The following is a 22,746-nucleotide window of genomic DNA, read 5'->3' on the forward strand; positions in this document are numbered from 1 at the left end:
GTCGATGACGGCAGATTTACAGTCTGCTCCCTTTGGCCGCTCGGGAACCCCACCACGGGGTAATGCTTAATACTGGCCTGCTTCCTTATCGGGAAGCGGGGCGCATCATATCAAATGACGCGCCACTGTAAAGTATTCGTTTGCTAAAAATAAACTGGTTGCCTGATTTTTACGCGTAAAGCCGTAAAGCTAACCAGTTAATTTCATTATCGATTAAAGAATAATCGTTCGGTTGCCGTAAACAAACACCCGCTGTGCAAGCACCTGGTACAATGCGCGGCTCAGAACGTTTTTCTCAACGTCGCGGCCAGCGCGCATCATATCTTCTGCGGTGTAGGTGTGATCGACATGAATAACGTCCTGCATGATGATGGGGCCTTCATCCAGATTATCGTTCACGTAGTGGGCGGTTGCGCCAATGATCTTCACCCCGCGGTCATAGGCCTGATGATACGGACGCGCGCCGATAAACGCCGGCAGGAATGAGTGGTGAATATTGATAATCTTATTCGGGAAGCGGGAGACAAACTCGGGGGTCAACACCCGCATGTATTTCGCCAGCACGACGTAATCCGGTTCATGGGCGGCGATAGCATCACCCATCTGCTTATCGTGCTCTTCGCGGGTTAGCCCCTCATGGCTCACCAGCTGGAAGGGAATATCAAAGCGTTCAACCAGCGAGCGCAGGGTTTCGTGATTGCCGATGACGGCGGCGATTTCTACGTCCAGTCCGCCATAGTTGGCTTTCATCAGCAGATCGCCGAGGCAGTGCGCCTCTTTAGTCACCAGAATGACGACTCGGCGGCGGCCTGCTGGGTTGAGCTCACGAATCGAGCCTTCCGGCAGCGCGCTGTCGAGGTCAGCCAGGAGAACGGAGTCATTGAAAATACCCTCGAGCTCGGTACGCATAAAGAAGCGGCCGGTCCGGTGGTCAACGAACTCATTGTTCTGCACGATGTTCAGCTCGTGCTTATAGCAGATATTCGTGATACGCGCGATGAGGCCTTTCTGATCAGGGCAAATGGTGCGTAGTACTTTACGTTGTAGTGAATGCATCGCGGGGAAAATCCTGTAGTGTTTGCTATTCCTGCTGCTGGCTTACTGGCCGCAGCATTTTTTAAATTTTTTACCTGAACCGCAAGGGCAGGGGTCGTTACGACCGATCAGCGGTCGCATTCCGTCAATATAGTACCACTGTCCGTTTTCTTTTAAGAATCTGGATCGTTCAATAATGGCGCCGGAGCGGTTATTGTCAGTGAAACGCGCGATAAAGCTGACGTAGCCTTCATCGGGACTTCTGCCTTCATCGGCAGCAAAGACGGTGAGACCCAGCCATTGAGTTTGCTTAAACCCGTTCTCCAGGTCCGCGCGAAACTGTTGCGCCTGACAGGAGGGGTGCCAGGTTTTAATCAGATAGTCGGCGTCCTGCATAACAAATGCGCTATAGCGGGAACGCATCAGCTGTGACGGATCTGGCGCAAGCTGCGTGCCAGCCAGATAACGCTGACAACATGCGCTATACTCCAGAGCGCTGCCGCAGGGGCATAATGGCGACAAAACGGCCTCCATGGGATAAAGAAAGACGGCGCTACGCCGCCAAAGCGCAATATGTTAACTGAGGTATGGCGATGATGCCATGCCCGGAGTGGAAGGATATGTTTCGGTAAGAATGAGAAAGCTCAAGATCGGTCTGGCGCTAGGGGCAGGAGCCGCCCGCGGGTGGTCGCATATCGGTGTGATTAATGCATTACAGCGTGCGGGCATTGATGTTGATGTCATCGCAGGGTGCTCTATTGGCTCGCTGGTGGGGGCAGCTTACGCCTGCAACCGCCTTCCGGCGCTGGAGAAATGGGTATGCTCTTTTAGCAACTGGGACGTCCTGAAATTAATGGATCTCTCCTGGCAGCGAGGGGGCTTGCTGCGGGGCGAACGGGTATTTAGCCAATATCGTAAACTGCTACCGGTCACCGAGATTGAACGCTGCGAGCGTCGTTTTGCGGCCGTTACCACCAATTTAAGTACCGGACGTGAACTGTGGTTTACGGAAGGGGATCTGCATCTGGCGATTCGTGCCTCGTGCAGTATGCCTGGTCTGATGTCGCCGGTCATGCATAATGGTTACTGGCTAGTGGATGGCGCGGTGGTTAATCCCGTTCCGGTATCCCTGGCTCGGGCAATGGGCGCGGATATCGTTATTGCCGTTGATTTGCAGCACGACGCGCATCTGATGCAGCAGGATTTATTATCCATGGAGGTGCCGCGTCCGGAGGCCGAAGAAGATTTTTCGTGGCATTCACGGCTGCGCTCCCGCCTGGCGCGTATGACCTCACGTCGGGCGACGGTAGCGCCGACGGCAATGGAGATCATGTCGACTTCCATTCAGGTTCTGGAAAATCGTCTTAAGCGAAACCGTATGGCGGGCGACCCGCCGGATATCCTGATTCAGCCCTTTTGCCCGCAAATCTCCACGCTGGATTTCCACCGTGCCGGCGAAGCTATCGCTGCCGGACATCTGGCAGTGGAAAAGAGAATGGATGAACTATTACCTTTAGTGCGTACCTCCGTGTAGCGCATTTGATGCATACTTAAGTAAATTCTGACAGGCGGTAGCGTGAATCGCGTGCCACTATTAACTTATCGTCAGTCAGGGGAGAGATCATGACGCAGCCATTGGCGGGAAAACAGATTCTGATAGTTGAAGACGAACCCGTTTTCCGCTCACTTATGCACACCTGGTTAGCTTCGCTGGGCGCGACCATCGTCCAGGCGGAAGATGGCGTGGATGCACTTCAAAAAATGGCCGAGTCAAAACCCGATTTGATGATATGCGATATTTCCATGCCGCGAATGAACGGCCTGCAGCTGGTGGAGCATGTGCGCAATCAGGGCGAGCAGCTGCCGATTCTGATGATTTCAGCGACGGAAAATATGGCGGATATCGCCAAAGCGCTGCGCCTTGGCGTGCAGGACATTCTTCTTAAACCGGTAAAAGATTTCGATCGCCTGCGAGAAACCGTGTACGCCTGCCTCTACCCCAACATGTTTAATTCTCGTGTCGAAGAGGAGGAACGCCTGTTTGAGGATTGGGACGCGCTGGTCAGCGATCCCTCCGCGGCGTCAAGGCTGCTACAGGAGCTTCAGCCCCCGGTCCAGCAGGAGATGTCGAACTGCCGTATTCACTATAGGCAGCTTGTCTCCGTCGATAAGCCCGGTCTCGTGCTCGACATTGCGCCGCTATCAGAAAACGATCTGGCGTTTTATTGTCTGGACGTCACGCGAGCGGGTGATAATGGGGTTCTTGCTGCTTTATTACTGCGCGCCCTTTTCAATGGCCTGCTGCAGGAGCAGCTCGCTCATCAGGGACAGCGTTTACCGGAGATGGGGAGCCTGCTTAAACAGGTCAATCAATTACTGCGTCAGGCTAACCTGCCGGGGCAATTTCCATTATTGGTAGGGTATTACCATAGCGGCTTGAAAAATTTAATTTTGGTTTCCGCGGGTTTGAATGGCACGTTGAATACGGGGGAACACCAAATTCAGATTAGCAATGGCGTTCCGTTAGGTACCCTGGGTAATGCCTATCTCAACCAAATTAGTCAACGCTGCGCATCATGGCAGTGCCAAATTTGGGGGGCCGGGGGACGTTTACGCCTTATGTTGTCTGCGGAGTGAACAATTGCGCTTATTTTTACCCAAGTGGGATTACCACGCGATCTTTTGTGGTGGTACTATCGCCGGGTTTAATGCGTAAAATTCCTAATTCGGAGATATCTAATCCTTTTCGGAACAGGTTCAACTGAACAGGCTGATATACTCGATACCATATTATTAACGAGAAGTTTAAAAAACGAACAGTCCAGGAGATTTCAATGGCTGCGCTTAATTCAAAAGTAAGAAAAGCTGTCATCCCGGTTGCGGGATTAGGCACCAGGATGTTGCCCGCTACTAAGGCTATTCCGAAAGAAATGCTGCCGCTGGTAGATAAGCCATTAATTCAATATGTTGTTAACGAATGTATCGCCGCCGGGATTACAGAAATTGTTCTGGTGACGCACTCTTCTAAAAACTCCATCGAAAACCATTTCGATACCAGTTTTGAACTGGAAGCCATGCTGGAAAAACGTGTAAAACGCCAGCTGCTGGAAGAAGTGCAATCTATTTGTCCGCCGCACGTGACTATTATGCAGGTGCGTCAGGGGCTGGCTAAAGGTCTGGGCCATGCTGTGCTGTGTGCGCATCCGGTTGTCGGCAATGAGCCGGTCGCGGTTATTCTACCGGACGTTATTCTTGACGAATATGAATCCGATCTGTCCCGCGATAACCTGGCGGAAATGATCGCTCGTTTTGACGAGACCGGAGCCAGCCAGATTATGGTTGAGCCGGTTGCTGACGTGACCGCGTACGGCGTTGTCGATTGCAAGGGCCAGTCCCTGCAGCCGGGTGAGAGCGTACCGATGGTCGGCGTTGTTGAGAAACCGAAAGCGGACGTAGCGCCGTCTAACCTGGCAGTTGTAGGTCGCTATGTGCTGAGCGCCGATATCTGGCCGCTGCTGGCAAAAACGCCTCCGGGAGCCGGTGACGAAATTCAGCTGACCGATGCCATCGATATGCTGATCGAAAAAGAGACCGTTGAAGCCTATCATATGAAAGGCAAAAGCCACGACTGCGGTAATAAGCTGGGCTATATGCAGGCCTTCGTTGAATATGGCGTGCGCCATAAGTCGCTGGGCGCTGAATTTAAATCCTGGCTGGAAAAAGCCATCGCGAAGTAATTGATCGCTACACAATGCACGACCGGGAGCGAGATTCGTTTCCCGGTTTTTTTATGTCCGCAGGGCACAGGTCCGATTAGCGGATAAAAAAAATCCCGCCGAAGCGGGATTTTTAAACGGATGCGCGGGCATATTACAGCAGGAAATCGTCCAGCGTTTTACCTTGCTCATCCATCGCTTTCTTGATCACTGCCGGAGTACGACCCTGACCAGTCCAGGTTTTAGTTTCGCCATTTTCGTCAACGTAGCTGTATTTAGCCGGACGTGCAGCGCGCTTGGTTTTAGTTCCCGCTTTAACTGCAGCCATAGTGCTCAGCAGTTCATTAGGATCAATACCGTCAGCAATCAGCATTTCACGATATTGCTGCAGTTTACGAGTGCGTTCTTCAATTTCCGCAGCCGCAGCGCTTTCTTCTTCACGACGTTCGTTAACGACAACTTCTAATTTTTCCAGCATTTCTTCGAGCGTTTCAAGGGTGCATTCTCTTGCCTGTGCACGAAGAGTACGGATGTTGTTCAGAATTTTAAGTGCTTCGCTCATTGTAGTAATCTCAAACTTATATTGTGGGGTGGTTTGTTGGTCTAATAATAGAGCGATAAATTCAGATGTGCAATAGGGGAGAATGTAAGGAAGTCAAAATAACTTGTTATTTGTCTCGGGAATTAATTCATTTAACTTAAATTTTATGTGCGGGTTCACATCTTTCCTGCTTATAGCGCGGTGGAAAACATAAGCTAAAACCCTGAGATAGTATGCTTTTTCTGTTGCGCGATGAGAAAAATTATACTTTGCATGGATAAATATCATTGTCAGTATTAGCGCAGCAGCGGCGATGATGTTTAATATAAAACACTTGTCCAGCGCGGTTATAGCTATCAGAAAAATGCCTGGTAAGCACAAAAGCGCAATAGCGATGTGAGAGCGGACCGCTGTTGGCGCACGAATAGCAGGCATTCCCCTTCAATTAAGATGCTTAATCTATCAGGCATTCGTTGACCGAACATTCCCGGCAATACCCACACGGTGAGGGCTGATAGTGAGTGAATATATGATACAATTTTGCTGCGAAAAAACACATTGATTGGGGTTACGCGGCCGATGGCACAACTTTATTTCTACTATTCAGCAATGAATGCAGGCAAGTCTACCGCTCTGTTGCAGTCTTCATACAATTACCAGGAGCGAGGGATGCGTACTCTGGTTTATACCGCAGAGATTGACGATCGCTTTGGTTCAGGGAAAGTGAGTTCAAGGATTGGCCTCTCCTCGCCGGCGCGGTTGTATAATACGCAGACAGCGTTATTTACCGACATTGCCGACGAACATAGACGTCAGCCGATTCACTGCGTATTAGTTGATGAGAGCCAGTTTTTGACGCGCGAACAGGTGCATGAGCTGTCTGAAGTCGTAGACCAGCTGGATATTCCCGTGCTGTGCTATGGACTGCGTACTGATTTTCGCGGTGAACTTTTTACCGGCAGTCAATATTTGCTGGCGTGGTCAGATAAGCTGGTTGAATTAAAAACTATCTGTTTCTGCGGTCGTAAAGCGAGCATGGTTTTGCGCCTCGACCAGGAGGGGCGGCCGTACAATGAGGGGGAACAGGTAGTGATTGGCGGTAATGAACGCTATGTGTCCGTCTGCCGCAAGCATTATAAGGAGGCGTTGAGCGTCGGTTCTTTAAGCTTTGTGCAGAACAGGCAGCACACCTGCTAATACCTTCCCGTGAGACCCTCTCAGGCGCTTATATAGCGCCTTTTTTTATTACTCAACCCTGAACCCTTGATTATACATTTCGGCCGTCTGAGACCTTATGTGGGCCGCTGAACGGGGGAGATAAAAAAAGCCCCATCATAAGATGGGGCTGGTATTAACGTTCTTGACTACTGTGAGATTAAGCGGATTTCTTCGCTTTTTTCTCAGCTTTACCCGGCGCGGCTTCTTTCTTCTCTTCCACGCCGCCTTCGACGTAATGGCGACCGTAGTAGGTATCCAGCAGAATCTGTTTCAGCTCGGCAATCAGCGGATAGCGCGGGTTGGCGCCGGTGCACTGGTCATCGAATGCGTCTTCAGACAGCTTATCAACGTGGGCCAGGAAGTCAGCTTCCTGCACGCCAGCTTCGCGGATAGACTTAGGAATACCCAGTTCAGCTTTAATTTCTTCCAGCCAGCCAAGCAGTTTTTCGATTTTCGCTGCGGTGCGGTCACCCGGTGCAGTCAGACCCAGGTGGTCAGCGATTTCCGCATAGCGACGACGGGCCTGCGGACGGTCGTACTGGCTGAATGCCGTCTGTTTGGTCGGGTTGTCGTTGGCGTTATAGCGGATAACGTTGCTGATCAACAGGGCGTTCGCCAGACCGTGAGGAATGTGGAACTGAGAACCCAGTTTGTGCGCCATGGAGTGACATACACCCAGGAAGGCGTTAGCAAACGCAATACCGGCGATTGTTGCAGCACTGTGTACGCGCTCACGCGCTACCGGGTTCTTAGAACCTTCATGGTAAGACGCCGGCAGGTTTTCTTTCAGCAGCTTCAGCGCCTGCAGCGCCTGGCCGTCGGAGAACTCGGAAGCCAGTACGGAAACGTAAGCTTCCAGCGCATGGGTCACCGCATCCAGACCACCGAAAGCACACAGGGATTTCGGCATTTCCATGACCAGGTTAGCATCAACAATCGCCATATCCGGAGTCAGGGCATAGTCAGCCAGCGGGTATTTCTGCCCGGTTGCATCATCGGTAACAACGGCGAACGGCGTGACTTCAGAGCCGGTGCCAGATGTGGTGGTGATCGCCACCATTTTGGCTTTAACGCCCATTTTCGGGAACTTGTAGATACGCTTACGGATATCCATAAAGCGCAGCGCCAGCTCTTCGAAGTGGGTTTCCGGATGTTCGTACATGACCCACATGATTTTCGCCGCGTCCATCGGGGAACCGCCGCCCAGGGCGATAATTACGTCCGGTTTGAAAGAGTTCGCCAGCTCAGCGCCTTTACGGACGATGGTCAGAGTCGGGTCAGCTTCCACTTCAAAGAAAACTTCTGTTTCAACGCCGGCCGCTTTCAGTACGGAAGTGATCTGGTCTGCGTAGCCGTTGTTAAACAGGAAACGGTCGGTGACGATCAGCGCGCGTTTGTGACCATCAGTAATCACTTCATCCAGCGCGATTGGCAGTGAGCCACGACGGAAGTAGATAGATTTCGGAAGTTTGTGCCACAACATGTTTTCAGCTCGCTTAGCAACGGTTTTCTTGTTGATCAGGTGCTTAGGACCAACGTTTTCCGAGATGGAGTTACCACCCCATGAACCACAACCCAGAGTCAGGGAAGGTGCGAGTTTGAAGTTATACAGGTCACCGATACCACCCTGAGAAGCCGGGGTGTTGATCAGGATACGTGCGGTTTTCATCAACTGACCGAAGTAAGCAACGCGTTCTGGCTGGTTATCCTGGTCGGTATACAGGCAGGAAGTGTGGCCGATACCGCCCATAGCAACCAGTTTTTCCGCTTTATCAACCGCGTCTTCGAAGTTCTTCGCACGATACATCGCCAGCGTCGGGGACAGTTTTTCGTGGGCAAACGGCTCGCTTTCATCAACGTCGGTGACTTCACCAATCAGAATCTTGGTGGACACAGGAACGGTGAAGCCTGCCAGCTCAGCGATTTTATACGCAGGTTGACCAACGATAGCGGCGTTCAGCGCGCCATTTTTCAGAATGATATTCTGAACCGCTTTCAGCTCCTGGCCCTGCAGCAGGTAGCCGCCGTGGCTGGAGAAACGTTCGCGAACGGCGTCGTATACGGAATCTACAACGACTACGGACTGCTCGGAAGCACAAATAACGCCGTTATCGAAGGTTTTAGACATCAGTACGGATGCGACGGCGCGTTTGATATCAGCCGTTTCGTCGATAACAACGGGAGTGTTACCCGCGCCTACGCCGATTGCCGGTTTACCAGAGCTGTACGCTGCTTTAACCATGCCCGGACCGCCGGTAGCGAGGATCAGGTTGATATCCGGGTGATGCATCAGCGCATTGGACAGTTCTACGGAAGGCTGGTCAATCCAACCAATCAGATCTTTCGGCGCGCCGGCAGCGATAGCCGCCTGCAGTACGATATCAGCTGCTTTATTGGTTGCATCTTTAGCACGCGGATGCGGCGAGAAGATGATGGCGTTACGAGTCTTCAGGCTAATCAGAGATTTAAAGATAGCGGTTGAAGTCGGGTTAGTAGTCGGGACGATACCGCAGATGATACCAATCGGTTCAGCGATTGTAATAGTACCAAAGGTGTCATCTTCAGACAGGACGCCGCAGGTCTTTTCATCTTTATAGGCGTTATAGATGTATTCGGAAGCAAAGTGGTTTTTGATCACTTTATCTTCGACGATGCCCATGCCGGATTCGGCAACGGCCATCTTAGCGAGAGGGATTCGAGCATCTGCAGCGGCCAGAGCGGCGGCGCGGAAGATTTTGTCTACTTGTTCTTGAGTGAAACTGGCATATTCACGCTGGGCTTTTTTTACGCGCTCTACGAGTGCGTTAAGTTCAGCGACATTAGTAACAGCCATAATGCTCTCCTGATAATGTTAAACTTTTTTAGTGAATCAGTAGCTCGATTCGACAGTATAGACAGTGTGTTAACTGCTTGCATTTAAATGTTAACGTAAAGAATTTTGTGCTTCTGACTTCACCGATTGACTAAAAAAGCTTTTGTTTTTTCTTTCAGGTACCGCTGTTGTGCCTCCTCTCTGTGTGTAAACAAGGTTACTCACTTCTGAGTACAAATTATGTGATCTAAATCAATAATCGGCAAAGCTGATACCTTTCAGCAGGTCATTTTTTGACCAATTTGCTCAAGTGTAATGATACGGTATGCTAATTAAATGACTAAATAGCATTGCATAAACAAATAAATAACATTCCAGCCTTATTATGTACTTCCAGATGAATAGAGATGAATTATGCTATCAAACAGCGTATCTTCTCGCGGATATTTTATGCTGGTAACTGTCAACAGCCATTTTTATGATGCTGCGGAGCGCCCTGTGATTCAGTCGTTGTTCGATTTTTCAGCCTACTTTAAATTTTTTATTGGGTTATTTGCGCTGGTAAACCCGGTTGGCATTATCCCGGTGTTCATTAGTATGACCAGCTACCAGACGGCGGCCGTACGCAACAAAACCAACCTGACCGCCAACCTGTCCGTCGCCATTATCCTGCTCACGTCGCTGTTTTTGGGCGATGCAATTCTGCAGGTCTTCGGCATTTCCATTGATTCTTTCCGCATTGCCGGCGGGATTCTGGTCGTCACCATTGCCATGTCGATGATTAGCGGCAAGCTGGGCGAGGATAAACAGAACAAGCAAGAAAAATCAGAAACGGCCATTCGCGAGAGTATTGGCGTGGTGCCGCTGGCGCTGCCCCTGATGGCCGGTCCCGGGGCCATCAGTTCGACTATTGTCTGGGGAACGCGCTATCACAGTGTCGCCCACTTTGTTGGCTTTTCCGTCGCTATCGCGCTTTTTGCGCTGTGCTGCTGGGGCATTTTCCGTATGGCCCCCTGGCTGGTTCGTTTACTTGGTCAAACCGGTATCAACGTAATTACCCGTATTATGGGACTGTTGCTGATGGCTCTCGGGATTGAGTTTATCGTGACCGGTATAAAGGCGCTGTTTCCAGGGCTGGTGAATTAACCTGCATCGCTTTGTGCGCGGGGCTCATTGTCCCGCGTTTGCTAAATATCAGTAAAACATATCAAAAATGGTGATTTATCTGGCTGGTATACGTTTTTTTAATGCCTGATAATGTTATTTATTTTCAGTTAATTACCCCTGTAATTTACGTCTTTCCTGCCGTTTTACCCACAGTCGCTACTGTTATTTTCTTCACATCATTCTCTGGCGCTTGCCGTCTGATAATCGAAATGATATTAGTAATTTATCTCGTGAAGCAGATGAATGTGCTAAATAATAAGCGAATGTTAAATTTTCGTACAAAATTTCATCGATTCACTGAGATTTGGCATTCAATGCGAGTATTTTATTTTAACGTCATGATAAATAACAATTTTTTAAACATTGCCCTGCCTGATGCTGACTCGGCTACCGCAATGATCTGGCGACAAAAGAGAATCCGGTAACATATTTGCAAATTGCATTGGCGGACAATAAAGCGTTTTGGTACTTTCCGGCGTGATCTTTAGTGAATTCATGCGCAAATGAGAATTCTTATTAAATAGCTCATTGCGACTTAAAATCGCCCCCGGACAGGGGGGTAAGAATCGACGTCAAGGCTGCCGTTTGAGCGGTCGTAATAAATAAGTCGGTGATAGCAAGCAGTACTCGCTGGCAGCTGCATAAACTCCTGCACTGTTCAGAATCCAGAAAAGAGAAAACAGGCTGGTTAAATAGCCAGTAATTATAATGAGTGGAGTAACAAACACATGACCATCATCACGAAAAAAAGCCTGGTAGCCGCAGGCGTACTCTCTGCATTAATGACAATCAACGCCGCGGTGGCGGCAGATGTACCGGCAGGGGTACAGCTGGCGGATAAACAAACGCTGGTACGTAACAACGGCTCCGAAGTTCAGTCTCTCGATCCGCACAAAATTGAAGGCGTGCCGGAGTCCAATATTAGCCGCGATTTGTTTGAAGGGCTGTTGGTAAGCGACCTTGATGGCCATCCGGTGGCGGGTGTGGCGGAAAAATGGGACAACAAAGATTTTAAAGTCTGGACCTTCCATCTGCGTAAAGATGCTAAGTGGTCCGACGGTTCGCCGGTTACCGCGCAAGATTTTGTTTATAGCTGGCAGCGTCTGGCGGATCCGAAAACAGCCTCGCCTTATGCAAGTTATTTACAGTACGGTCACCTGGCCAACGTTGACGACATCATCGCCGGGAAAAAGCCAGCAACCGATCTGGGCGTCAAAGCGCTGGACGATCATACCTTCGAAGTGACCCTTAGCGAACCGGTACCTTATTTCTACAAACTTCTCGTGCACCCATCCGTTTCTCCAGTTCCTAAAGCCGCTATTGAGAAATTTGGTGACAAATGGACCCAGCCGGCCAATATCGTCAGCAACGGCGCGTATAAATTAAAAGACTGGGTAGTGAACGAACGTATTGTACTGGAACGTAATGCTAACTACTGGGATAACGGCAAAACCGTTATTAATCAGGTTACCTTTTTGCCGATCGCTTCTGAAGTCACCGACGTCAACCGCTACCGCAGCGGCGAAATCGATATGACCTATAACAATATGCCGATCGAACTGTTCCAGAAACTGAAAAAAGAGATCCCGCAAGAAGTTCACGTCGATCCGTATCTGTGTACTTATTACTACGAAATCAATAACCAGAAAGCGCCGTTTACCGATGTTCGCGTGCGTACCGCGCTGAAGATGGCGCTGGACCGCGACATTATTGTCAATAAAGTGAAAAACCAGGGCGACCTGCCAGCCTATAGCTATACGCCGCCGTATACCGATGGCATGAAGCTCATCGAACCTGAGTGGTTCAAGTGGTCACAGGAAAAACGTAATGAAGAAGCGAAAAAACTGCTGACCGAAGCCGGCTATTCTGCTGACAAGCCGCTGACTTTCAATCTTCTCTATAACACTTCCGATCTGCACAAAAAACTGGCTATCGCCGTGGCTTCGATCTGGAAGAAAAATCTGGGTGTCAACGTGAAGCTGGAAAATCAGGAATGGAAAACCTTCCTCGATAATCGCCATCAGGGTACCTTCGATGTCGCACGCGCCGGCTGGTGCGCGGACTACAACGAACCCACTTCCTTCCTGAATACCATGCTGAGCGACAGCTCAAACAACACTTCGCATTATAAGAGCCCGGCTTTCGACAAGATTATTGCCGAAGCGCTGAAAACCAGCGATGAAGCAAAGCGCGCGGATCTCTATGCACAATCCGAGCAGCAGCTGGATAAAGACTCCGTCATTGTACCGGTCTTCTATTATGTTAACGCCCGTTTGGTTAAGCCGTGGGTAGGTGGGTATACCGGTAAAGATCCGCTGGATAATACTTACACAAGAAATATGTACATTGTGAAGCACTAATGGCAATACGTGAGGCAGGCATCATTGCCTGCCTCACGGTGTCTTATTTCATCGCACTATTGAAGGCACACGCCAGAAGGTACGGGCAATGTTAAAATTTATCTTACGTCGCTGTCTGGAAGCGATTCCGACGCTATTTATTCTTATTACTATCTCTTTCTTCATGATGCGTCTTGCGCCGGGAAGCCCTTTTACCGGTGAACGCACGCTGCCGCCGGAAGTCATGGCGAATATTGAAGCAAAATACCATTTAAACGACCCCATCATGACCCAGTACTTCAACTACCTGAAGCAGCTGGCGCACGGTGATTTCGGTCCTTCTTTTAAATATAAAGATTATTCAGTCAACGATCTGGTGGCCTCCAGCTTCCCGGTATCAGCCAAATTAGGCTTTGCCGCGTTTTTTCTGGCGGTGGTGCTCGGCGTGACGGCCGGGGTTATTGCAGCATTGAAGCAAAATACGAAATGGGATTTTGCCGTGATGGGGATAGCAATGACCGGAGTCGTGATACCGAGTTTCGTGGTGGCGCCACTGCTGGTCATGATATTCGCCATTACGCTGCACTGGTTGCCGGGCGGGGGATGGAACGGCGGGGCGCTGCAATATATGATTTTGCCGATGGTCGCTCTGTCGTTAGCCTATATCGCCAGTATCGCGCGTATTACCCGCGGTTCGATGATCGAGGTTTTGCACTCTAACTTCATCCGCACCGCCAGGGCAAAAGGCTTGCCGATGCGCCGTATTATTCTGCGCCATGCCTTAAAGCCTGCGCTGCTGCCGGTACTTTCCTATATGGGGCCCGCCTTCGTCGGTATTATCACCGGCTCAATGGTTATCGAAACGATTTATGGTCTGCCGGGAATCGGTCAGCTGTTCGTCAACGGCGCGCTGAACCGCGACTACTCGCTGGTGCTCAGCCTGACCATTCTGGTGGGCGCATTGACCATTCTGTTTAACGCGATTGTTGACGTGCTGTATGCCGTTATCGATCCGAAAATTCGTTACTGACGCTGGGGTTCGCCATGATGTTAAGTAAGAAAAACAACGAGGCGCTGGAAAACTTCAGTGAAAAACTGGAAGTCGAGGGGCGTAGCCTCTGGCAGGATGCCCGCCGCCGCTTTATGCATAACCGCGCCGCGGTTGCCAGCCTGATTGTGCTGGTGATTATTGCGCTGTTCGTTACCATCGCGCCGATGGTAACGCAGTTCTCCTATTACGATACTGACTGGGGCATGATGTCCAGCGCGCCCGATATGGAGTCCGGCCACTACTTTGGTACCGACTCTTCCGGCCGCGATCTGCTGGTGCGCGTGGCTATCGGCGGGCGTATCTCATTGATGGTCGGCGTTGCTGCTGCGCTGGTGGCGGTGATTCTGGGAACGCTTTACGGTTCGCTTTCTGGCTATCTGGGCGGCAAAGTGGATTCGGTGATGATGCGCCTGCTGGAAATCCTCAACTCCTTCCCGTTTATGTTCTTCGTCATTCTGCTGGTGACCTTCTTTGGCCAGAATATCCTGCTGATTTTCGTGGCTATAGGCATGGTCTCCTGGCTGGATATGGCGCGTATCGTTCGCGGTCAGACCTTGAGCCTGAAGCGAAAAGAATTCATTGAGGCTGCGCAGGTCGGCGGCGTTTCAACGCGCAATATCGTTATCCGCCATATCGTGCCTAACGTGCTTGGAGTGGTTGTGGTGTATGCCTCACTGCTGGTCCCAAGCATGATTCTGTTTGAATCCTTCTTAAGCTTCCTCGGTCTGGGGACCCAGGAGCCGTTAAGCAGCTGGGGCGCGCTGCTCAGCGATGGCGCCAACTCGATGGAAGTGTCGCCGTGGCTGCTACTGTTTCCTGCCGGTTTCCTGGTAGTTACGCTGTTTTGTTTTAACTTTATCGGCGATGGCCTGCGTGATGCCCTCGACCCGAAAGACCGCTAAGGAGCGCCGTCATGAGTACGATTGAAACGGCGAAAACGCCGCAGACTGCCCAACAATCCGGATTGCTTCTGGATGTGAAAGATCTCCGCGTCACCTTTGGTACCCCCGATGGCGATGTGACCGCGGTCAACGATCTCAATTTCAATCTGCGGGCCGGGGAAACCTTAGGCATCGTGGGCGAGTCCGGTTCCGGTAAGTCGCAGACCGCTTTTGCGCTGATGGGCCTGCTGGCGGCAAACGGTCGCATCGGGGGTTCAGCGACCTTTAACGGTAAGGAGATCCTTAACCTCCCGGAGCGCGAACTGAATAAGCTGCGCGCCGAGCAGATCTCCATGATTTTTCAGGACCCGATGACCTCGCTCAATCCCTATATGCGGGTAGGCGAGCAACTGATGGAAGTTCTGATGCTGCACAAAGCGCTGAGTAAAGCCGAAGCGTTTGAAGAGTCGGTGAAAATGCTGGATGCAGTCAAAATGCCGGAAGCGCGCAAGCGGATGAAAATGTACCCACACGAGTTTTCCGGCGGGATGCGCCAGCGCGTGATGATTGCGATGGCGCTGCTGTGCCGGCCCAAGCTGCTGATCGCCGATGAACCGACCACGGCGCTGGACGTGACCGTACAGGCGCAAATCATGACGCTTCTCAATGAGCTTAAGCGCGAATTTAATACCGCAATCATCATGATTACCCACGACCTGGGCGTTGTCGCCGGCATCTGCGACAAGGTGCTGGTGATGTATGCCGGGCGTACCATGGAGTATGGCGAGGCGCGCGACGTCTTTTACCAACCCTCGCATCCGTATTCCATCGGACTGCTCAACGCAGTACCGAGGCTGGATGCGGAAGGCGATGCCCTGCTGACGATTCCCGGTAACCCGCCGAACCTGCTGCGTCTGCCTAAGGGCTGTCCATTCCAGCCGCGTTGCCCGCATGCGATGGAGATTTGCAATAGCGCTCCGCCTCTGGAGGAGTTTGCACCTGGCCGCCTGCGCGCCTGCTTTCAACCGGTGGGGGATTTGCTATGAACGCCGTAACGGAACAAAGAAAAGTCCTGCTCGAAATCGCCGATTTGAAGGTGCACTTTGATATTAAAGATGGAAAACAGTGGTTCTGGCAGCCGTCAAAAACGCTGAAAGCGGTAGATGGCGTGACGCTGCGTCTGTATGAAGGGGAAACCCTGGGCGTGGTCGGGGAGTCAGGCTGCGGAAAGTCGACGTTTGCGCGCGCGATCATTGGTCTGGTGAAAGCCACCGACGGTAAAGTCGCCTGGTTGGGCAAAGATTTACTGGGCATGAAGGCCGAAGAGTGGCGCGACGTGCGTAGCGATATTCAGATGATCTTTCAGGATCCGCTGGCGTCGCTCAATCCGCGCATGACGATCGGGGAAATTATTGCCGAGCCGCTGCGCACCTATCATCCAAAAATGCCGCGCCAGGAAGTTCGCGACCGCGTGAAGGCGATGATGATGAAAGTGGGCCTGCTGCCGAACCTGATTAACCGCTATCCGCATGAATTCTCCGGCGGCCAGTGTCAGCGTATCGGTATTGCGCGCGCGCTAATTCTTGAACCGAAGCTCATTATCTGCGATGAGCCGGTCTCCGCGCTGGACGTGTCGATTCAGGCACAGGTGGTTAACCTGCTGCAGCAGCTGCAGCGGGAAATGGGGCTGTCGCTGATTTTCATCGCCCACGATTTGGCGGTCGTAAAGCATATTTCCGACCGCGTGCTGGTGATGTATCTTGGTCATGCCGTGGAGCTGGGCACCTACGATGAGGTGTACCATAATCCGCTGCACCCCTATACCAAAGCGTTGATGTCGGCGGTGCCGGTGCCGGACCCCGATAAGGAAAAGAATAAAACGATCCAGCTGCTGGAAGGGGAGCTGCCATCGCCGATTAATCCGCCGTCGGGATGCGTATTCCGTACCAGATGCCCCATCGCCGGGCCGGAGTGCGCAAAAACGCGACCGGTGCTGGAGGGCAGTTTCCGCCATGCGGTTTCCTGCCTGAAGGTAGACCCGTTATAATCTCTGGGGCTGACGTAAGTCAGCCCTTTTATTAGCGAGGTTTACGTGGCTTTTCATATTCATGCCGCTCGTCTGCGGCTGTATCATTTACTCTTCGATCAAAATCGCCGTTCCGGTCGTCATTTTGAGGGACTTTGCGGCATATTTGCCCTGCTCAGCGTGCTGGTGATATTTATCGAGTCCGGGCTCGGTACGCAATATCATCTGACATTAGACGAATGGCATATTTTCGTCTGGCTCGAACTTATCGTCACGGCGGTTTTTACTTTTGAGTATTTTCTGCGCATTATCAGCTGGCCGAATCCGCTAAAGTATATTTTCAGCTTCTGGGGAATTATTGACCTGGCCACCATTTTACCGCTTTATGTTATGTGGCTATGGCCCGAGATCAGTATTGAGTACGTGTTTGCCTGGCGGGCGATGCGCGCCATCCGGGCATTGCGCATCCTTAAGCTACTGCGCTTTATGCCGTCGCTGAATATTTTCTGGTCCGCAATCGTCAGCGCACGCCACCAGCTGATCCTGTTCTATTCTTTTATTGCCATTGTGATGGTGATCTTTGGCTCCCTGATGTATCTGGTTGAGGGGCCGCGATACGGTTTTACTACGCTAAATGCGTCGGTTTACTGGGCGATAGTGACGATAACTACGGTAGGGTATGGCGATATTACGCCGCATACGCCGCTGGGGCGCATTTTGGCATCCATACTTATCTTAATTGGCTACTCGATTATTGCGATCCCTACCGGCTTAATTACCAGCCATATGACCGCCGCCTTTCAGAATCGCCGCACGCAGCGCCAGTGTCCGCACTGTCAGCATCACGCTCATGAAAAAGGTGCTCGCTACTGCAATGCTTGCGGCAGCGAACTGCCGGAATAAATAAAAAGCCTGCGCTGATTCACTCAGGCAGGCTTCTTCTTTTATTAGCTATTTGCTTAAGAAAGAGCTTATTCGCGCCACAGGATATGGCAGAGCTTGTGGTCTTTCTCGCGGCAAAGCAGCACGCGTGCAAAAATATCGTTAATTTCGCCGCCATCTTCATCGGCCAGGCCAATCACCACTTCAGCGAAGAAGTCAGGATTGAGGTCGAAATCCACGTGCTCTTCCCAGTCCGGTGCCGGGTCAAACAGCTCGGCGCCGCCGCGCTCTTCAAACTGCAGGTTGAACAGAATGACATCCGCCGGGTCGAGGTTATCGACGGCCAGTTCAAGGAAAATGTCGTAGGCCTGTTCAAGCGTTTCGTCTTCGGTCAGGCGGTTGTTTAAATCCATATCCATGATTGCTACCCATTAAACATCTGATTGGCACGTTTTACAGCAACGGACTGAAGAAGTAAAACAGTCGCTCGGCGATCCGTTGCCACAGCGGACGTTTTAACCACAGCCTGGCGTCCAGCAGGCGCGAGCGGGAAATATAATCATCCTGCACCGCGGCCAGATCGCTGCCGAAACCGGCATCGTCAATCACCAGCGTGATCTCGAAGTTAAGCCACAGGCTACGCATATCGAGGTTAACGGTACCCACGAGGCTAAGTTCGCCATCAACCAGCACGCTCTTGGTATGCAGCAGACCGCCTTCAAACTGATAGATTTTCACCCCGGCAGCCAGCAGCTCGGTAAAGAAAGCGCGGCTGGCCCAGCCGACCAGCAGCGAGTCGTTCTTGCGCGGCAAAATAATGCTGACGTCAACGCCGCGCTGGGCGGCAGTGCAGATGGCGTGCAGTAGATCGTCGCTGGGCACAAAATAAGGTGTCGTCATGATCAAATGCTCTTTGGCTGCATAGGCGGCAGTCAGCAGAGCCTGATGAATCAGGTCTTCCGGGAATCCCGGGCCCGAGGCAATGGTGTGAATCGTATGCCCGCTGGCCTCTTCAAACGGCATAATGTTCGCGTCCGGCGGCGGGGGCAAAATACGTTTTCCGGTTTCAATCTCCCAGTCGCAGGAGTAGACAATGCCCATGGCTGTCGCGACCGGACCTTCCATTCGCGCCATCAGATCGATCCACTGGCCTACGCCGGAGTCCTGCTTAAAGAAACGCGGATCGACCAGATTCATACTGCCGGTATAGGCAATATAGTTATCGATCATGACCATTTTGCGGTGCTGACGCAGGTCCATGCGGCGCAGAAAGACGCGCATCAGGTTAACCTTCAGCGCTTCGACGACTTCAATTCCGGCATTACGCATCATGGCGGCCCAGGGGCTGCGAAAGAAAGCCACGCTCCCCGCGGAGTCCAGCATCAGCCGGCAGTGCACGCCGCGCCGCGCTGCCGCCATTAATGACTCTGCGACTTTATCGGCCATGCCACCGGGCTGCCAGATATAGAACACCATCTCGATATTATGACGAGCGAGCTGAATATCGCGAATCAGCGCCTGCATGACGTCATCGGATTCGGTAAGCAGCTGTAGCTGGTTGCCTTTAACGCCACCAATTCCCTGACGACGTTCGCAGAGCTTGAACAAGGATTCTGCGACCGGGCTATTATCTTCGGCAAAGATATGCTTGCAGGCCTTAAGATCCTTCAACCACTTAGCCGTCGATGGCCACATGGCCCGCGCGCGCTCGGCGCGACGTTTACCCAGGTGCAGTTCGCCAAATGAGAGATAGGCGATAATCCCTACCAGCGGAAGGATATAAATGATCAGCAGCCACGCCATCGCTGACGGTACCGCGCGTCTTTTCATTAATATCCGTAATGTTACACCGGCGATAAGTAGCCAGTAACCGAGTATAACCAGCCAGTTCACCACCGTGTAAAAGGTTGTCATAGATGAAAAATCCTTTTGAATGACTTGATGACATGAGTTTACGCATCAGCATCCATCTGGCAAATAAAAACGCAGCGAAAGCGTTGGTTAGCCCGATTCATCGGTCTATAATGCAGGCTGTTTTCACTCGTAGAGTAGTTGCAATGAAGCGTAGTAGAACGGAAGTAGGGCGCTGGCGCATGCTTAGACAGGTGAGTCGCCGTAAAGCACGCTGGCTGGAAGGCCAATCGCGTCGCAATATGCGCATCCTCTCCATCAGAAAGGAGCTGGTTAAACGGCAACGTCACTCTCTGCTGTTCACCTTCTCTGAGTTTTGAGAGTCGAAACAAAAGGCACCGTTCGCGGTGCCTCTGTTTTATCCGCGTTTCGTTGTGAGCATACTCTTATATTGACACCCTCTTTCTTTAGCCAGCGAAACCCTTTTTCGCACCGGATCCTGGGTTATTGTTTGCATTAGCCGAATGCTGGCAGGAAGGCTCATCGCCACAACACCTTTTCCCGGCTCATAAGGCTGGCTCAACGCGTATAAACGCAAAAAACGGGAAGTACCATGCATCAACACATGCTACTTATAATGTCCGTAAGGCTTCTATTATTGAGAGGTATCTATGAGTCAACTTTTTAGTCCGGTGCGAATCGGTAAGCTGGAACTTGAGAATCGCATTGTCATTGCTCCAATGTGTCAGTATTCCGCCGACAATGGCAAGGCGACGGCATGGCATCGTATCCATCTTGGACAACTGGCTTTTTCCGGCGCAGGTTTACTGATTATCGAAGCCAGCGCTGTCGAGCCAGCAGGGCGAATCACCCCGGCTGATATGGGCTTATGGGATGACGAAACGGAAGCCGCATTACACGCCGTACTGAAAGATATACGCCAGTACTCTTCAATCCCCATCGGCATCCAACTGGGCCATGCCGGAAGAAAAGCATCTTCCGCAGCCCCCTGGCTGGGGGGACAACAGCTGGCACATGATGCTGGCGGGTGGGACGCGGTTGCGCCATCAGCGCTGGCCTATGGCGAGGGCGATCGTCCTCCGGTTGAGCTTACTCAGGACCAGATGAAACGCATCAAGCAGGCATTCGCAGACAGCGCCAGACGCGCTGAGCGGATGGGTATCGAGTTGATTGAAATGCATGCTGCTCATGGTTACCTGCTTCATCAGTTCCTTTCTCCGCTCAGTAACCAGCGCACCGACGAGTATGGCGGGTCTCTGGAGAACCGCTTGCGTTTCCCGCTCGAAGTCTTTCAGGCCATTCGCGAGGCTGTCGGTCAGGACATCGCGGTGGGAGTGCGACTTTCTGCGACCGATTGGGTTGATGGCGGCTGGGATAATGCACAATCAATTCTCTTCAGCCAGAAGCTTGAGGCTCTCGGCTGCGACTATATTCATGTTTCCAGCGGTGGATTGTCGCCTCATCAGGCGATTCAGGTTGGCCCGGGCTATCAGCTGCCGTTCGCCCGTGAAATCCGGGAGAGGGTGAATATCCCGGTGATTGGGGTGGGCTTAGTGACGGAACCCCAGCAGGCGGAAGATGCGTTAAGCCATGGCGACGCCGATCTCATCGCCATTGCCCGCGCGGCGCTCTACAATCCGCACTGGCCCTGGCAGGCAGCTGCCGCTCTGGGAGCCCATGTGAGCGTTCCGCCACAATATCTTCGCTCGGAACCACATGGTCTCAAAGGCACGCTGCACTCCAATAGCTAATCAACAACAGCAAGTCGGCGGTGCTGATGCGCCGCCGGCAACGGTTATCATCATGACGTTGCTTACAGCGACTGCTGGAATCGAGAAGGTGAAGGGAAATAAGGATGGCGACCATTGCGTACTCGCGGACACGGAAGCGTCCTCTCATGAACGATCGCCATAGATAAAACTTTTAACGCACTCTTATTGCTTAAAAATTTTAGATTCTAAAAGACTTTCTTATACGGTTTGACCGACACTTTCTGATAAACCCCTGCGGCAATATAGGGATCGTCATTGGCCCATGATTGCGCCGCTTCCAGTGATTCAAATTCCGCAATGACCGTTGAGCCGGTAAAGCCCGCCGCGCCGGGTTCATTACTGTCTACGGCAGGCATTGGGCCTGCGGTCAGTAAACGACCTTCATCATGTAATAATTGCAAACGCGCCAGGTGGGCGGGACGTACCGACGTCCGTTTTTCCAGAGAGTCGGCGATATCTTCAGCGTAGATAACGTAAAGCACGGCATGGCTCCTTATCAATAAATTGGCGAATCACGTTAAGTGAAACCGTCGTTGACTGCAATGCAAAGATGCTGACGATCCTCAGAATGCCATGCTCCGGAGGCTTTTTGTCAGAAAACAGGGCAAATTTTGATACAAGCCAACAACCCTAGTTGAATATGATTGCTATTTGCATTTAAAATCGGGACATCATTTTTCAACAGAAACGACTATGAGCGCAATGACCTTTGATTTACCTCGCCGCTTTCCGTGGCCTACGCTACTGTCCGTGGTTATCCACGGCGGTGTTGTCGCGGCGTTGCTCTATACTTCGGTACATCAGGTTATTGAACGGCCTTCGCCATCGCAACCCATTGAGATCACTATGGTAGCCCCGGCAGATCTGGAACCGCCTCAGGCGGCGCAGCCGGTCGTAGAACCCGTTGTTGAACCGGAACCCGAGCCTGAGCCGGAAGCGCTTCCGGAACCGCCAAAAGAGGCGCCGGTGGTTATCCATAAACCGAAGCCTAAACCGAAGCCAAAGCCTAAACCAAAGCCGGAAAAAAAAGTTGAGCAACCGAAGCGGGATGTAAAACCGGCGGAGACGCGCCCGGCCTCGCCTTTTGAAAATGCAAATACGGCGCCAGCGCGTACCGCGCCGAGCACTTCAACCGCTACCGCTAAACCAACCGTCACGGCGCCTTCGGGACCGCGGGCGTTAAGCCGCGGAGAGCCGACCTATCCGGCACGTGCCCAGGCGCTGCGGATTGAAGGAAGCGTACGGGTTAAGTTTGACGTGACAGCGGATGGGCGCGTGGATAACGTGCAGATCCTTTCGGCCCAGCCAGCCAATATGTTTGAACGTGAAGTGAAAAGCGCCTTACGCAAATGGCGCTATGAGCCGGGTAAACCGGGGACCGGTATTACCATGACTATTCAGTTCCGCATGAAAGGCGTTCAAATTAACTAACCC

At 51.8% G+C, this 22,746-nt stretch carries 22 protein-coding genes; 14 read left to right on the forward strand and 8 right to left on the reverse strand.

Going from position 1 to position 22,746, the window contains the following annotated elements:
• Positions 1–213: 213 nt before the first annotated feature.
• Both purU and ABLV75_RS10620 read right to left on the reverse strand, forming a co-directional pair.
• Complete coding sequence (gene purU, locus ABLV75_RS10615; protein WP_004103121.1) at positions 214–1,056, reverse strand: formyltetrahydrofolate deformylase; 843 nt, start codon at positions 1,054–1,056, stop codon at positions 214–216.
• A gap of 42 nt (positions 1,057–1,098) precedes the next feature.
• Complete coding sequence (locus ABLV75_RS10620) at positions 1,099–1,557, reverse strand: YchJ family protein (protein ID WP_004103120.1); 459 nt, start codon at positions 1,555–1,557, stop codon at positions 1,099–1,101.
• A 112-nt stretch (positions 1,558–1,669) separates the two neighbouring features.
• On the opposite strand from ABLV75_RS10620, the gene rssA reads away from it, so the two are divergent.
• The 3 genes from rssA (at position 1,670) to galU (ending at position 4,772) form a co-directional block, all read left to right on the forward strand.
• Entirely contained in the window at positions 1,670–2,569 is a 900-nt protein-coding gene (gene rssA, locus ABLV75_RS10625; RefSeq protein ID WP_004103119.1) for a patatin-like phospholipase RssA, read from the forward strand.
• 89 nt (positions 2,570–2,658) lie between these two features.
• Positions 2,659–3,672 (forward strand): two-component system response regulator RssB, encoded by a 1,014-nt coding sequence (gene rssB / locus ABLV75_RS10630; RefSeq protein ID WP_004103118.1) that lies wholly within the window; start codon positions 2,659–2,661, stop codon positions 3,670–3,672.
• Between the two features lie 197 nt (positions 3,673–3,869).
• Positions 3,870–4,772, forward strand: coding sequence for a UTP--glucose-1-phosphate uridylyltransferase GalU (galU, locus tag ABLV75_RS10635; protein WP_004103117.1), 903 nt, complete (start codon positions 3,870–3,872; stop codon positions 4,770–4,772).
• Between the two features lie 133 nt (positions 4,773–4,905).
• Here the strand turns inward: galU and hns are convergent, their stop codons facing one another.
• Positions 4,906–5,313, reverse strand: a complete 408-nt coding sequence (hns, locus tag ABLV75_RS10640) for a histone-like nucleoid-structuring protein H-NS (protein ID WP_004103116.1) — start codon at positions 5,311–5,313, stop codon at positions 4,906–4,908.
• A 93-nt stretch (positions 5,314–5,406) separates the two neighbouring features.
• Positions 5,407–5,727 carry a hypothetical protein gene (locus ABLV75_RS10645; RefSeq protein ID WP_017145681.1) on the reverse strand — a complete coding sequence of 107 codons (321 nt, stop codon included), beginning with the start codon at positions 5,725–5,727 and terminating at the stop codon, positions 5,407–5,409.
• Between the two features lie 144 nt (positions 5,728–5,871).
• Here ABLV75_RS10645 and tdk point away from each other — a divergent pair, with 144 nt between their 5' ends.
• The gene (tdk, locus tag ABLV75_RS10650; RefSeq protein WP_016808826.1) at positions 5,872–6,489 is read left to right on the forward strand and encodes a thymidine kinase; all 618 of its coding nucleotides are present in this window, start codon (positions 5,872–5,874) and stop codon (positions 6,487–6,489) included.
• A 178-nt stretch (positions 6,490–6,667) separates the two neighbouring features.
• Here the strand turns inward: tdk and adhE are convergent, their stop codons facing one another.
• Positions 6,668–9,343 carry a bifunctional acetaldehyde-CoA/alcohol dehydrogenase gene (adhE, locus tag ABLV75_RS10655; protein ID WP_004103112.1) on the reverse strand — a complete coding sequence of 892 codons (2,676 nt, stop codon included), beginning with the start codon at positions 9,341–9,343 and terminating at the stop codon, positions 6,668–6,670.
• Between the two features lie 477 nt (positions 9,344–9,820).
• On the opposite strand from adhE, the gene ABLV75_RS10660 reads away from it, so the two are divergent.
• The 7 genes from ABLV75_RS10660 to ABLV75_RS10690 all read left to right on the forward strand — a co-directional run bounded on the left by ABLV75_RS10660 (position 9,821) and on the right by ABLV75_RS10690 (position 17,689).
• Positions 9,821–10,468: a YchE family NAAT transporter gene (locus ABLV75_RS10660; protein WP_024274364.1), complete on the forward strand. Its 648-nt coding sequence runs from the start codon at positions 9,821–9,823 to the stop codon at positions 10,466–10,468.
• A 749-nt stretch (positions 10,469–11,217) separates the two neighbouring features.
• Positions 11,218–12,849, forward strand: coding sequence for an oligopeptide ABC transporter substrate-binding protein OppA (gene oppA / locus ABLV75_RS10665; protein WP_004103108.1), 1,632 nt, complete (start codon positions 11,218–11,220; stop codon positions 12,847–12,849).
• Between the two features lie 88 nt (positions 12,850–12,937).
• A complete protein-coding gene (gene oppB / locus ABLV75_RS10670) occupies positions 12,938–13,858 on the forward strand; it encodes an oligopeptide ABC transporter permease OppB (protein ID WP_004103106.1) in 921 nt (306 codons plus the stop codon).
• Positions 13,859–13,872: 14 nt separating this feature from the next.
• Positions 13,873–14,781 carry an oligopeptide ABC transporter permease OppC gene (oppC, locus tag ABLV75_RS10675; protein WP_004103105.1) on the forward strand — a complete coding sequence of 303 codons (909 nt, stop codon included), beginning with the start codon at positions 13,873–13,875 and terminating at the stop codon, positions 14,779–14,781.
• Between the two features lie 11 nt (positions 14,782–14,792).
• On the forward strand, positions 14,793–15,806 hold the full coding sequence (locus ABLV75_RS10680) for an ABC transporter ATP-binding protein (RefSeq protein ID WP_004103103.1): 1,014 nt from the start codon (positions 14,793–14,795) through the stop codon (positions 15,804–15,806).
• Positions 15,803–16,807, forward strand: coding sequence for a murein tripeptide/oligopeptide ABC transporter ATP-binding protein OppF (gene oppF, locus ABLV75_RS10685; RefSeq protein WP_004103101.1), 1,005 nt, complete (start codon positions 15,803–15,805; stop codon positions 16,805–16,807). The genes ABLV75_RS10680 and oppF overlap by 4 nt, the downstream gene beginning before the upstream one ends.
• Positions 16,808–16,852: 45 nt before the next feature.
• Positions 16,853–17,689 (forward strand): ion transporter, encoded by an 837-nt coding sequence (locus ABLV75_RS10690; protein ID WP_004103099.1) that lies wholly within the window; start codon positions 16,853–16,855, stop codon positions 17,687–17,689.
• Between the two features lie 68 nt (positions 17,690–17,757).
• On the opposite strand, the gene ABLV75_RS10695 is transcribed toward ABLV75_RS10690, so the two are convergent.
• Entirely contained in the window at positions 17,758–18,087 is a 330-nt protein-coding gene (locus ABLV75_RS10695) for an HI1450 family dsDNA-mimic protein (protein WP_004103097.1), read from the reverse strand.
• A gap of 34 nt (positions 18,088–18,121) precedes the next feature.
• Positions 18,122–19,582, reverse strand: coding sequence for a cardiolipin synthase (gene cls / locus ABLV75_RS10700; protein WP_004103095.1), 1,461 nt, complete (start codon positions 19,580–19,582; stop codon positions 18,122–18,124).
• A gap of 143 nt (positions 19,583–19,725) precedes the next feature.
• Here cls and ABLV75_RS10705 point away from each other — a divergent pair, with 143 nt between their 5' ends.
• Complete coding sequence (locus ABLV75_RS10705) at positions 19,726–19,899, forward strand: YciY family protein (protein ID WP_004103093.1); 174 nt, start codon at positions 19,726–19,728, stop codon at positions 19,897–19,899.
• A 291-nt stretch (positions 19,900–20,190) separates the two neighbouring features.
• Positions 20,191–21,291, forward strand: coding sequence for an NADH:flavin oxidoreductase/NADH oxidase (locus ABLV75_RS10710; protein ID WP_004103091.1), 1,101 nt, complete (start codon positions 20,191–20,193; stop codon positions 21,289–21,291).
• 206 nt (positions 21,292–21,497) lie between these two features.
• On the opposite strand, the gene ABLV75_RS10715 is transcribed toward ABLV75_RS10710, so the two are convergent.
• On the reverse strand, positions 21,498–21,794 hold the full coding sequence (locus tag ABLV75_RS10715) for a YciI family protein (RefSeq protein ID WP_004103089.1): 297 nt from the start codon (positions 21,792–21,794) through the stop codon (positions 21,498–21,500).
• A gap of 211 nt (positions 21,795–22,005) precedes the next feature.
• Here ABLV75_RS10715 and tonB point away from each other — a divergent pair, with 211 nt between their 5' ends.
• Positions 22,006–22,743 (forward strand): TonB system transport protein TonB, encoded by a 738-nt coding sequence (gene tonB / locus ABLV75_RS10720; protein ID WP_016808819.1) that lies wholly within the window; start codon positions 22,006–22,008, stop codon positions 22,741–22,743.
• The last annotated feature ends 3 nt before the right edge of the window (positions 22,744–22,746 follow it).

The sequence above is a fragment of the Klebsiella sp. CN_Kp066 genome (assembly GCF_040065135.1).
Taxonomy (GTDB): Bacteria; Pseudomonadota; Gammaproteobacteria; order Enterobacterales; family Enterobacteriaceae; genus Klebsiella; species Klebsiella oxytoca.